The following is an 11,518-nucleotide window of genomic DNA, read 5'->3' as shown; positions in this document are numbered from 1 at the left end:
AAATGGAAGGCCGATATGCAGCTATTCGTTAAGGGGACTGCAACTTTGCGAGCGCCCCGCAGTCCAATCGAAGGACCAGCCACGCGCCGGAAACGATTTGTGCGACACGCTCGACCGGATCATCGCTCAATAACCTGATGGGTTCTTCGTTTGCCAGTTCCAAGCTGTTCTACAAACGTCGACTAGACCTTTCTCAGCCCTCCATCCCAGCAATTTTTGTGCTTTGGTTACTTTGGCAAAACTGCGCGCCACGTCACCTTCGCGTTTTCCTTTGATTTTGAAGGGAATTTTTCTGTTTGATGCTTCTTCGAAGGCTTTCACCATTTCAAGAACCGTAACGCCTTTTCCGGTCCCGACGTTGATTGCTTCACATCCTTGGTTATCGAGAGCAAACTTAACTGCCTGAATATGGGCTGCCGCCAGATCATCGATATGGATGTAATCACGTTCGCCCGTGCCATCCCGTGTTTCATAGTCGTTCCCAAAAATGCTGAGTTCCTTGAGGCGGCCAACGGCAACCTGAGAGATGTAGGGCAGGAGATTGTTGGGAATGGTGCGCGGATCTTCCCCGATTTCGCCAGACTCATCCGCTCCAACCGGATTAAAGTAACGCAATAAAACAGCGCTCGCGTCTGATTGTGAAGCAACCCAGTCGCGTATGATTTCCTCAATAAAGTACTTTGTACGACCATATGGGTTGGTGGGGTTTAGTGGATGATCTTCATCATAGGGGAGGTACTGTGCCTCGCCATAAACAGTAGCTGAGGATGAGAAGACAATTTTTTTGCAACCGAAACGCTGCATGCAATCAAGAAGGCCGATGCTGCCGGAAACATTCTGGTCGTAGTAGAGGAGTGGTTTCTCGTTGGATTCACCAACCGCCTTCAGCCCTGCAAAGTGAATGACCGCATCGGGGCGAAATGAGTCAAAGACCGAGTCAAGCACATTGGGCTCGCGATAGTCACCGACATGGGTCTCAAAGTTCGAGTTGCTAAGTTTTTGAACTCGGCGCAACGCTTCAGGAGAGCTGTTGGAGAAGTTATCCAATGCCATTGCGGCATTTCTGCGATCTTGCAGTAGCTTTAGCAGAGTATGGCTTCCGATATACCCAGCGCCGCCAGTCAAAAGTACACGCATTCTACCTGCTTCCTTGTCGCTTTGTTTTGCCAGAGCGGTTCCTGAGCCCCAAACGTCCATACACTAAGGTATTTGCATCCGCCACAAATTGGTTTGAGCTGGGAGCGGGCAACTTGTCCATTGTCATCGCACTAGAGGTTTATTGTCTGACGTCTGCGCCACTGAGACTGTTTAGGTCGATTTGATAAGAAAGGGTTTCTGGCACATCGTGACCGCCCAAGTTGCTATTAATCAAACTGGCCAGCTCATCCCGCGCGGTGGCATCCTGCGCGTGGATATCCGCCCCGTCCAGCATGTACAGTAAAACGCCGCTTAGCATGATGGTCTGGTTTTTGGAGGGAATTGCTAAAACCTCTTAACCGCTCGCTTCAGTGATCTCAAGCGCGTCGGCACCGATCCAGACGATGAAAATCGGGTCGCTGGTCGGGTCGAAATCATTGATGATAATGTTGCTGCCCGAAGCCCATGTCACCACGATATCGGCGTTTTCCTTGGTAACGGCCGTATTGTCGAACTCACCTCAAGACCCGTGCGCGGGAGGCGTCGGATCAGGCCTTTCTGGGGTTCAAACCTCTCGATCTAGTAGTTTCTCCAGCTGGCGGGACAATTGCCTTGCCAATTCCATTCACGCATTGCTGAAAGAAATTTGCGGAAGAAACGTTAACAGGCAAAGGTTTGCAAGAATGCCTGGCTGCCCAACGCAAAAAAGCCATCCCGAATGCAGTGCTCATTATTTTAGTATTTTGCACACTTCTATAAATTTGCTTTTCTGCCCTCCTCTCTACTAGCCTCCTGCACCTCAACTATTGCATATTCAAATTGCTCACAAAGTTGGTTCACCAAGGCTTCCGCATCCGCCAGCGCCAGTTCACGCCCCTTGATTTTTAGCCGCAATTCACCGGATGCGACTTCTGCCAAAACCTCTCCACCACCTTTCAATGGTCTCTTTGGGAGGCGTAGAACTTCTGTCGGGCGACCACCTCGGCTTTTGCTCTGAGACGCATCCGACGAGTCACTCATTGCTTTTTCAAGGATACCCCATTCGGCCTTAGCATCCAGTGGACCTATTCCTGCCAAAGCGTCGCGAAGTACCGCTTGCGCCCCGCTTCGAATGGCCGATGCCAGCTTTAGGCCCGCCTTCTCTGACAAGGCGACCGGGTGCTGGAGAAGATCGCCTAGGCTTTCATGGACCATTGCAAAGCTTCGGACCTTTGAACGCTTTGCTTTTGACGCAGCGGCGAACAGCACATCAACAGCCGCTTCAGTCGACGGGAAAACCCCCTGCCCTGCCGCCAGTACGGCTATGCGTCCTCTCTCATACGGCGTGAGATTGGCGCGCAGCTCGTTCTCTTCGACCATGGAGACATAGGCCCCTTGCCCCGCCCCCGCGTTGCGAACAAAAGCTGGGATTTCGGCGAACCGAGGATCCGTGCCCGACAGCCGTCGGAACGCTTCAAGCCGCCGAAATCCGGAAATCAGACCGAATCCGTCTCCTTCGGGAGTGACTTCGATCGGTGTTCTCAGCCCATTGAGGCGAAGAGATTCCAGAAGCTCAGCCATGGCTTCTTCGTCTTCGACCATTCGGTCTCGCCGAATGAAATCGGCGTCGATCTGGTCAAGTGGCAGCATCTGAGCCACCAACCCCGCCTCTTGCGCATCGCGCCAACGCGCGGCGTCGCCCTGATCCTGAGCCAGCGCAACACGGTCTGTAACAGCTGCCATTCCCCCAAGCGATGCTGCTTCGGCCGCGACTTGGGCGATGGGTGGCGGGGCGGAGTTGGTCTCAAACGGGCTGAGCGAGGGTTTCGCGGCGAAACCGGCCTCCAACTGTTCAAGCGCCTCTGTATCTGGTGCAATCAGTCTTCTGCGTTTAGCCATCTGCCTGTCCTCCCATCTGCGCATCGCGCCACCAGCATCCGATCAGAACTTCTTTGAATTCGGCATAGGTTCTGTCGAAAGTCTCACGTCCGCGCACATATGTCTCGCGGTTGAAGTCGCGATAATCCGCTTCGTAAATGCCGTTCACTTGCTCACCCGCCTGCCCGACCAGCGCCGTATAGTCCTGCCTGTAGGCATTCATGAAATCCCCGAAATACGCCTGAATTACATTGGCCATATCGGTCTGCTGGCTCGCGTCAAACCGTGTGATGATCGCGCGTACTACATCCCATTCGAACTTCAGTTCAGGTAAACCCGCCGCACGTTGCGCTGCGTTCTCACCATCTTCGATACTGGCGAACGTCGTATAGAGCATATCGAAGAAACGACCGGTGGAATCGAATTCAAGGAACGAAGCCCCAAGCGGCACCAACAAAATGTCCGCCGCAGCCAGCGCATTGATCGTTAGGTACCCAAGAGCAGGAGGCGTATCCAGGAAGACAACGTCATAGTCATTCAAAACGCCTTCATCCTGAAGGAAGTTTGTCAAACCGTCCCACAAGGGCCAGCTTCTCAGGCCCATACGCCAGACGGGGATCTGGAACTCGGCCCAATACAGGTTCAGCTGCGCCCCGATCAGGTCGATATTGGGCCAATGCGTTTTTTGAATCACGTCCTGAGGCGTGGTTTTCAAAGCTTCCTGCAGAGTTTCATCCAGAGGAATTTCGGGTTGCGCCGCAGCCGAGCGCACGCGATTTTCCTCCTGTACCGCGCGCGCATAGTCTTTGGCGACCAGGGGAAACACCGTTTGCCACTCATCAGCAACCTGGCCTCCGAGTATTGATGTCATCGAACCTTGGCTATCAAGGTCGATAACCAAGACCTTATACCCATCCAGGGCTGCGGACATGGCCAGATGCGCGGCAGTGGATGTCTTGCCGACACCTCCTTTGAAATTGGCTACTGCCACGACCTTGGCTGGCAGGCCTTCGGGTCGGTAGGGCAGGTATTCCTTGGTGCTTACACCTTCCGCCGCAAAGTGCTTGCGCAGCGTTAGTACATCTTCAAGGGTGAACCACTTAGAGCCCGCCTCACCTTCGCCTTGTGGCAAATCTGGGTTCGCTTTTAAAACACGCCGCAGATGAGCCGGAGCAACCGGAATCAGATATTTTGTGATTTCCCAAATTGAAAATCGGCGCAGTCGCTTTTCACCATCCGGCGCATAGCCTCTACGGGCAAGGTCTTCGCGTCCTTTCGCACAGAAAGCCGCTGCTTTTGCGAATCGAGATGTCCCGATAGGATTAGGCAACTTCGTCGCTGCGATTTCCGGATCGAGGTTCAGATATGGGGGCAGGGGAGGTTGGTTGGTTTTACTCACTGTCGATGCCTCAGAAAATGTTCGTCTTTGCGACGTATATCGGGAAATGTAGCGAACATTATTGGAGATGACTATCCTCTTCCGGTGTTTTTTCCACAGTTGATTACAGCAAGAGGCGGTTTCGTGGCGAAACTAAACACAATGAAAGGAAATTAGCACAAAAAACGTTTTATTTTTTTAGATGTTTTAGAATCTTTACCGTGGAAGAACGTAATAAAAACAATGTAATAGATATACTTGAGTATCCAAATACGGTTCCAAAAGAACCATTTTACGGGATCATGGGTATCCGTTTACAGGACACCAGGCGCCCAAGATCAGGAAGTAGGGGACTGATTCTCGGGATACTGAAAATCCGCGGAAAACAGACACTATTTCGAAGTGATTTCTCGCTGAGGACCGGGGGCGAAGTCGGGATCGGACTCGGATTGATTCAATTTCTGTGGATAACTTGCGTGCGTGATTCTTAAGGTACCCGAATACGGGATTACCTTCATCCTGTGTTTGGGTACCCAAAAACTATTGAAGCAAAGGTACCTTTTGTGTCAGGCTTTTGCAAAATGAGCAGCCGGGCAGAATCATGCCGGATACACAATTGAACATGGATCAGCTTTCGGGCGCTTTGCGTCGAGAGACTGTTAAGAAGAATGTCGCAGCGATACATATCAGCGGCAAACTTTCTCTGCTGCAAAGAAAGCTTTCTAATGTTTTGTTGATGAACGCCTATGATGCACTGACGACCGCGCAGACCCACACGATTGATGCGCGGACGCTTGCTATGATGGTCGGGTACAATTCAAACGACTTTGACACTCTGCGTGCCAGCCTGCGGGCGTTGGCGGAAACAGTCGCGGAATGGGACATGCTGGATGAGCAGGGGCGTCAGGAATGGGGCGTCTCATCCCTGCTGAGTTTTGCCAAACTGAAAGGGGGAGTTTGCGAGTATTCATACTCACCCGCCTTGGCGCAAAAACTGTACGATCCGAAGATCTATGCGCTGATCAATGTTCAGATACAGCGAAATTTCAGTTCAGGGCATGGGCTTGCTTTGTATGAAAACTGCTACCGATTTGTGCGGACAGGGTCGACTGGTTGGTGGCCCCTGGACGTGTTCCGAAAGCTGATGGGTGTTGATGGCAGCGACTACTACGCCAGTTTCAAACATCTCAACGCGAAGATCATCAAACCAGCAGTCACGGAGGTGAACAAAAGCTCGGATATTTTGATCGAGCCCGAGTTTCAAAAGAAGGGTCGAACCGTCACTGACATTCGTTTTCTGATCAAAGGCAATCCGCAAAAGGCGATGTTTGAGATCGACGATAGTGATGGGGTACGCAATCTCGCCGTGTACAAAACTCTGAGGAAGCAGGGTGTGTCTGACCGCTTGGCGCGGCAATGGATCGCGGAGCACGGCGAGGACTATGTCCAGAAGAAGCTCGATTACGTAAAAGGGCAGGGCGGTGTAAAATCCACTGTCGGATATTTATCCGCTGCTCTGCGGGATGACTACGAAGACCCGAAGGAAATTCCAACACCTGAGCCTAGCCCCGAAGCCATCGAAGCTGCGCGTAAGCGGGTCGCGGAAAAAGCCTCAGAAGAAAAGGCATATGCTGTCCGAACAGCCGAAAGGCAGGCAAGGGCGCGCAAGCTAGCCATCGTTGAAGACCTGGTTTCGCGGCGAAACCCTACACAGCGAGATGCAGACAAGCGGTTGTTCTTAGCGGGTTTGGACAATGATCTCGACCGAGAGCATTTTCGATCTCATGGCTGGCGCTCGGGCTTGAACGCCACAGCTATCTTCGAGTTTTGGGAAGACTTGGAGCCAGAAGCGTTCGCCGTTTGACGCGCTGTCGTGAAGTTCCTGACTGAAAGAAAAGCTGACGCCGAACTCGCGGCTCATGCCTTCAGTACTGTAAACTAACGGAAGTGAAAGTATCTGGGCGTGAATTCAACTTTGCAGATCATGAGTACCACCTCGCTTCCTTCTGGTGTTGTTGTCACTGACGCGAATGTCTCCAACCACAATTTCTGTCGAGTGTGTCTTTTGTTGGAGCGATGGTTCTTTCCCTCGACCTCGCTCAGATGTTTCCCCGTGACCCTCTTGTTTGGGATTGGGCCGCCTAAGCCAATCAGCAAGTTTTCTTTTGCTTTGATACCTGCTGTGTTCGCTCCGCTCATATCGACACAAACTGTCGCGCAAGATCACTGCGTTCAAACAATTGAGCGAAGAATTCTAGAGCGGAAGGCTTGTTCCGACGCTCTGAAAACATGAAGCTCAGCGTATTGCCGTGTTTGTCCATAGCTCTGTATAGAATGACCCGCGCACCTTTCACGCTTGTTTAAGTTTCGTCTATCCGCAAGGAACGGCAACTCGATCCATTGAACCTGCGCGCGGCGTTGGCGATTTCACTAGTGTATTTTTTGTCACCCAACGCTTCAGCGTCGTGTGATTCACCCCAACGCCAGGCTAGGACGTGATTTCTTTTAAACCATGGTACGGCACGCCGAATAGAACACAAAAAAAGTAAATAGGTTCACATCCTCGGGATGTTGCGTGCCTTCGAAGGAGAACACGAGTTGGCTTTCGACCAGTTGGGACTGAAAGCCCACCACACACTAAACCCAAGCCCGTCAAAAACCAGAACTTTGCAGTAAAGCCTCAAAACACTGGCAGAATCTGGGTCTCCGTTGTAATATGCAAAAAAAACAAAAAAGTATCATAAGAGTGGATGCCATCCTAATTTCGAACATTCGGAGGTTCTGTTGCAAAGTTTCTGGCTGAGCCAAGTAGGTTCTTTGGATGGGTTTTGTCGCATACTCCGAATGTACCTGTTGAGTCTATTGAAGTTTTGATAGACGCTTGCCCAAGACAGATCGGGGCAGGCCGTGAAAATTTCGCTCAAGGGAGCGCATTTTCCAAAAGACGTGATCTTGCACGAGTTCTTCTTCCATCTTCGGTATTCGGTGTGGCACCGGGATCTGGAAAAAATCCTGGCTGAGCGAGGCGTTTCGGTCGAGCATGCGACCTTGAACCGTTGGATCGTGAAGTATGCACCACTGGTCGCCGACCAGGCGCGTCATCAGAAGCGCTTCTTCGATCGATCTTGGCGAATGTACGAAACTTATGTGCGAGTCAAAGGTAAATGGGTTTACCTGTATCGCGCGGTCGACAAACACGGAAAGACCCTTGATTTCATGCTGTCCGAGCGCCGGAATAAAGCTGCAGCGACAAAATTCTTAGCTCGTGCACTCGAGCTGAATGGGCTCCAGAGAAGGATAGTGATCGACAAAAGCGGAGCCAACACGGCTGCTATCAAAACCATCAAGAAGATTCTGAAGGGCTTTGGTTGTCCAGTTCCGATTGAGATGGTCAGGCGAAAATTCCTCAACAATATCGAGGAACCGGACCACCGATCCATCAAACGTCGAATCCGCCCTAGGCTCGGGTTCAAATCGTTTGCGTCCGCCTCCGCAACGCTTGACGGAATTGAAGTTGCGCAGATGATCCGAAAGGACGAGTTCGGAGTCGGAATCTACCCATTCAAGCAGTTCGCCAAGTTAGTCGCCTAAACACAGAAATTCCTAAACCACCTTCATTCTTCAGAGAAGTTTGCGACAAAGCCCTTTGGATATTTCTCAGACATTTGGGACGGCCAAACTCAGCGACTTACTGGATACGCTTATCCTGCGATCTCGGCGAATAGCTGAAAGCCGGAAGTCATATCGCTTGAGAATTGCTGCTTCCGGCTCATATAAGCGACTTCGACGCCGTCCAAAGCGGCTGATGCTGATCTGAACGATTTGAACCCACACATGTGACGTACGCGACGCTTGATAAACCGTTGATCCTGTTCGATCAGGTTATTCAGATACTTGGACCTGACTGTTTGGGTTTAGGCTATTCAGCCTCCACAATTAGTTAAATTTCTCGCGTCTAGACGCACATCATTGTCGTTTCAATCGGCCGTTTGTCAAAACTTGCCAAGTGTTTCCAGTATCAAATTCCGCGTAGCGTTGTCGTTGTTGAATATCCTGTCAGCGAGAAACTCAGACGGAAAATCGGGCCACGTTTTGCGCATTTGAACAACGAGCCGTTGTGCGTCTTCCGTGTTTCCCAACTGATCTTGCGCGACGGCTTGGAATAAGAGCGAAGGAGCACTGACTGGCGCTCCGGCAGCTGGCGCCCCCTGAAAGGCTTCGACAACACTCTCGTAATTCCCGAGCATGAGTTGCGACACGCCCCAGATGTTTCTCGCACCGAACCTACCGGATCCTGATCTGGGTCTCTCCGGGTTGCTGACTTCGGCAGCAAGTTCCGGGGCATTGGCAACTATGGCAGTGATACCAACAAGATCGAGAATATGGCCGTCCTTTGACCCCAATTCGACGGACATTCGGGCGTATTTTAAAGCCTCGTTTGGCTGGTTATAGACAGCCAACACCCAACCATTTGCGCCATTTGCCCACGCATCAGCAGGGGACAATTCAAGGGCCTTTTCAGATAGTTCCGAAGCTTGACCTAAGAGATCTTCTCTTTGCGATTCATCCGGGGAAAGCATGGCCAGAGTCGCCAAAACCTGTGCCGATCCCGCATAGCCATCGGAGAGTGCTGGGTCGAGCTCGGCTGCATGCTGGAACATTCCCAGTGCGATTTGCTGGCGCTTGACGTCAAAAACGGGAAAAAACACGCCTCGGGCTTGATCTGCAAGGTTGGCCGCCTGAAGTCTTGTCAAAGATTGCTCACCAAGTGCTGCACGTTCAGCTTGTTCATTGGATTGAGCCGTTGGCGGTACTTCTGTGTTTTTTTGGCTCGTCCAGATGCCAAGCACAACGACTACTGCGAGGACCCCCAATCCAAGTGGAAGCAGCCGCAGCGAACGCCGACGCCCGCCAGGCTCATCGCCGTTCCATGCATTTGATACGCCACCTTCAATTGTAGGCTCGTATGAAAACCGCGGCTTGTATCCGCCAGGATCAACAAAAATGCGAACACCGTCGCCGTCCCATTGATCTTCGTAAAACTCGCGCAATAGCCGACGTAGTCGCCTTGCTTCGACGCGAACGAGGTTTTGGCCGCCACTGCCATCAATGCGTCGCCCATAGACCTCTACAGCAATAGCTTTGCCTCGGATCTGGGGACCGCGGCCCGCGATAGCTTCCTCGACTACGTATGTAAGAAACTGTTGAAGACGGGGTGAAGCTTGAAACTCGTCGCTCGATAAAACCCGCTCGAGCGCTTCCCGGACAAGATCCGGCGACGGCTGCTCAACATGTTGATCTATCGGCAATTCACTAGCTTTGTTCAAGGCAAACTCACCCCCAACTCACGGTGACTCACTTGGCCTGCACGGTCAACCACACTCATCTCGATGTGAGAATAGATAGTGGGAGCCGGGATTTATCCAGTGGCGGTGGACCTGACAGAAGAGATTCCAGAGCTGTCCGATGCGCTGTCAGGGCGTATCGAAACGGATGCGTTGCTCAAAGAGGTCGTCGAAGACCTGAAGAAAGCTTCCGAGCTGCTGGATGATGTATCGATCACAGCCTCAGAGCGCGCGGAATGGGCCCACATAAAATCTGAACTCGTGAACGAACTTCGCCGGATGGTGAAGCGCGATCCTCGCAACATTTCCAATTGAGGGCATGACCATGACAAAAGAAGACAACGGCAAAGATCTGAAAAACGAACCAAACCAGCAATCTGACGACATCGAAAACCCTTCCCGGCGACACGTTATGCAGGGGCTGGCAGCAGGCGCGGTCGCAACCGGTGCCGTTAGCTACGGTACTGGAGCTGCACAGGCGCACCCCGGAGATGGACCACTAGGCGAAAGCCTAAAGAACCCTTACGGCGGCAGACCTGCGGGCGGTATCACGCTGCCGGAGTATTTCCGCCCCACAAAATACATGACTGGTTCGAACGCGAACTACTTCCCGCTGTCCGAAGAGCTCGGCCCCGACGAAATGCGGATTTCATTCTGCGGTTCCACCCCATTTCCTCCGAGAGAAGATCAGGCTGGCACCTGTATTATGGTCGAGTTGGGTAACGGAAAGAGGTTCTTCTTCGACTTCGGATCAGGTTGTGTCCGCAACATTATCGGGATGCAGGTTCCGGGTCAGTTGATCAACGACATCTTCATAACGCACCTGCATGTCGATCATTATGCCGACATCCCATACATCTACCCGTTTCGGGCTTGGTCTGGTGGATACACACCGCTTCGCATTCACGGTCCATCAGGTCGAACACCCGAGCTTGGCACGGCCGGAATGGTTAAAGGCATGCAGCAAATGCTCAAATGGCATCTGGAGGCCTTTGATGTATTCCCGATTGGGGACGGCTATGAGATTGAAGTCAACGAATTCGATTTCCGCCAAGAAGGTGGCATCGTTTATGACCAAGATGGCGTGACTGTTCGGTCCTGGCCGCGTAGCCATGCCAAGGACGGAGCTGTGGGGTATCGGCTGGATTGGAATGGCCTGAGCTTTGTTTGGACCGGCGATGGCCGCCCTGATGAACTGAGCCTTGAATACGGAAAAGGCGTCGATGTGTTTGTGACCGAAATGTCCGGACAGGATATCGGTCAGTTGATGACCTACAAATACGGTTTGCCGCAAGAGCTGTTCAACTACACAATCGATACGCATCATACATCGCACTATGCGGTCGGTAAGATGATGGCTGAGGCGCGCCCACGGCTTGCAATGGTAACCCACTATACGCAAGACGAGGATATCGATGCTGAGATGTTGGCGGGAATCCGAGCGCACTATGATGGGTTGTTCGCCTGGGGCTTGGATGTCGCCGTCGTCAACGTCACAAAGGATGCAATCTGGTATCGGAAGGCGACTCTTCCCGGAAAGTCTGGATCTGTCGCCCCCTTCCGCGAATTGGGCAAGATGGAAGCAGAGGGCAAGATCACGCTGCCGGATGAAATCAAGCCGCCAGCACCGCGGTCATCACGTGCTGAACAGCAGGACCAAAAGTATCGCGACATGGAGATCGATCCCAAAGAATACTACCCAGCTGAGGTATTCCGAGCTCCTGATCCAGAATGGCCCAGTGATTTCGTCATCAAAGTTGATGACGTCATCCCGAACCGAAAAAAGAAGGCGGAGTAACGA

General features: G+C 52.2%; 9 protein-coding genes and 1 pseudogene. 4 read left to right on the top strand and 6 right to left on the bottom strand.

The annotated features are described in order from the left end of the window. Positions 1-126: 126 nt before the first annotated feature. The 3 genes from galE to ACR3FB_RS21115 all read right to left on the bottom strand — a co-directional run bounded on the left by galE (position 127) and on the right by ACR3FB_RS21115 (position 4,393). Complete coding sequence (gene galE / locus ACR3FB_RS21125; RefSeq protein ID WP_480565126.1) at positions 127-1,137, bottom strand: UDP-glucose 4-epimerase GalE; 1,011 nt, start codon at positions 1,135-1,137, stop codon at positions 127-129. Between the two features lie 753 nt (positions 1,138-1,890). Further along, entirely contained in the window at positions 1,891-3,015 is a 1,125-nt protein-coding gene (locus ACR3FB_RS21120) for a ParB/RepB/Spo0J family partition protein (protein ID WP_480565123.1), read from the bottom strand. After that, the gene (locus tag ACR3FB_RS21115; protein ID WP_170380699.1) at positions 3,008-4,393 is read right to left on the bottom strand and encodes an AAA family ATPase; all 1,386 of its coding nucleotides are present in this window, start codon (positions 4,391-4,393) and stop codon (positions 3,008-3,010) included. The genes ACR3FB_RS21120 and ACR3FB_RS21115 overlap by 8 nt, the downstream gene beginning before the upstream one ends. A 580-nt stretch (positions 4,394-4,973) precedes the next feature. On the opposite strand from ACR3FB_RS21115, the gene ACR3FB_RS21110 reads away from it, so the two are divergent. Then, positions 4,974-6,236, top strand: a complete 1,263-nt coding sequence (locus ACR3FB_RS21110) for a replication initiation protein (RefSeq protein WP_170380697.1) — start codon at positions 4,974-4,976, stop codon at positions 6,234-6,236. A gap of 331 nt (positions 6,237-6,567) precedes the next feature. Here ACR3FB_RS21110 and ACR3FB_RS21105 read toward each other — a convergent pair whose 3' ends face one another. Beyond that, the gene (locus ACR3FB_RS21105) at positions 6,568-6,693 is read right to left on the bottom strand and encodes a hypothetical protein (RefSeq protein WP_425084716.1); all 126 of its coding nucleotides are present in this window, start codon (positions 6,691-6,693) and stop codon (positions 6,568-6,570) included. A 586-nt stretch (positions 6,694-7,279) separates the two neighbouring features. Here ACR3FB_RS21105 and ACR3FB_RS21100 point away from each other — a divergent pair. Further along, the gene (locus ACR3FB_RS21100; protein ID WP_480565120.1) at positions 7,280-7,963 is read left to right on the top strand and encodes an IS6 family transposase; all 684 of its coding nucleotides are present in this window, start codon (positions 7,280-7,282) and stop codon (positions 7,961-7,963) included. A 110-nt stretch (positions 7,964-8,073) separates the two neighbouring features. Here ACR3FB_RS21100 and ACR3FB_RS21095 read toward each other — a convergent pair. Next, positions 8,074-8,286, bottom strand: a pseudogene (locus ACR3FB_RS21095) (DDE-type integrase/transposase/recombinase); the annotation flags it as partial. A gap of 78 nt (positions 8,287-8,364) precedes the next feature. Then, positions 8,365-9,699 (bottom strand): hypothetical protein, encoded by a 1,335-nt coding sequence (locus tag ACR3FB_RS21090; protein WP_480565117.1) that lies wholly within the window; start codon positions 9,697-9,699, stop codon positions 8,365-8,367. A 78-nt stretch (positions 9,700-9,777) separates the two neighbouring features. On the opposite strand from ACR3FB_RS21090, the gene ACR3FB_RS21085 reads away from it, so the two are divergent. Continuing rightward, the gene (locus ACR3FB_RS21085) at positions 9,778-10,032 is read left to right on the top strand and encodes a hypothetical protein (RefSeq protein ID WP_170471682.1); all 255 of its coding nucleotides are present in this window, start codon (positions 9,778-9,780) and stop codon (positions 10,030-10,032) included. Between the two features lie 10 nt (positions 10,033-10,042). Next, complete coding sequence (gene gntH, locus ACR3FB_RS21080) at positions 10,043-11,515, top strand: guanitoxin biosynthesis MBL fold metallo-hydrolase GntH (protein WP_480565114.1); 1,473 nt, start codon at positions 10,043-10,045, stop codon at positions 11,513-11,515. The last annotated feature ends 3 nt before the right edge of the window (positions 11,516-11,518 follow it).

Source organism: Ruegeria sp. AO1 (assembly GCF_056535985.1).
This window is presented reverse-complemented; position numbering and strand designations above follow the sequence as displayed.

Coding starts and splice junctions, on each gene's coding strand:
- galE (WP_480565126.1), bottom strand. CDS start 1,137: ATGCGTGTACTTTTGACTGGCGGCGCTGGGTATATCGGAAGCCATACT.
- ACR3FB_RS21120 (WP_480565123.1), bottom strand. CDS start 3,015: ATGGCTAAACGCAGAAGACTGATTGCACCAGATACAGAGGCGCTTGAA.
- ACR3FB_RS21110 (WP_170380697.1), top strand. CDS start 4,974: ATGCCGGATACACAATTGAACATGGATCAGCTTTCGGGCGCTTTGCGT.
- ACR3FB_RS21105 (WP_425084716.1), bottom strand. CDS start 6,693: ATGGACAAACACGGCAATACGCTGAGCTTCATGTTTTCAGAGCGTCGG.
- gntH (WP_480565114.1), top strand. CDS start 10,043: ATGACAAAAGAAGACAACGGCAAAGATCTGAAAAACGAACCAAACCAG.